A 607-nucleotide genomic window follows, 5' to 3' on the forward strand; every position below is an offset into this window, starting at 1 on the left:
CGTGGCGAGCGCACACTGGCAGAATTGGCGCAGCAGTTTGAGGTTCATCCGAACCAGATCACGGAATGGAAGCGGCAGTTGCAAGACCGAGCGGCCGATGTGTTCGGCGCGGCGGGCGCGCCCGTGAATGAGCCGCCGGTGGATCTGAAGACGCTTCACGCAAAGATCGGCCAATTGGCGCTGGAGAATGATTTTTTGTCCGGCGCGCTCGGCAAGGCAGGCCTGCTGAGCGCAAAGAAATGATTGATCGTGCCCACCCCCTGCCGGTTTCCCGGCAGGTCAAGCTGGTCGGCATTAGCCGATCCTGTGCGTACTACGCGCCGAGCCCGGTCAGTGCCGCGGATCTGGCGCTCATGCGCCGCATCGACGAGTTGCACCTGGAGCATCCGTTTGCCGGCGCGCGCATGTTGATGCGCCTGCTCAAGCGAGAGGGCATAGTGGTCGGACGCAAACACGTCGGCACCTTGATGCGCAAAATGGGCATCGAGGCGCTGTATCGCAAACCGAACTTGAGCCGCAAACATCTGGCTCACAAGATCTGGCCGTACCTGCTGCGCGATCGGAAGATCGAGCGCAGCAACCAGGTGTACGCATTGGACACGACATA

The 607-nt window shown here is 61.3% G+C and carries 1 pseudogene; it reads left to right on the plus strand.

Annotated features, from left to right (window positions below):
* Positions 1–607 (plus strand): annotated as a pseudogene (locus P0D80_RS50965) (IS3 family transposase); the annotation flags it as partial.

Origin of the sequence: Paraburkholderia sp. RL17-373-BIF-A, assembly GCF_046030175.1 — a bacterium.
Classification (GTDB): domain Bacteria; phylum Pseudomonadota; class Gammaproteobacteria; order Burkholderiales; family Burkholderiaceae; genus Paraburkholderia.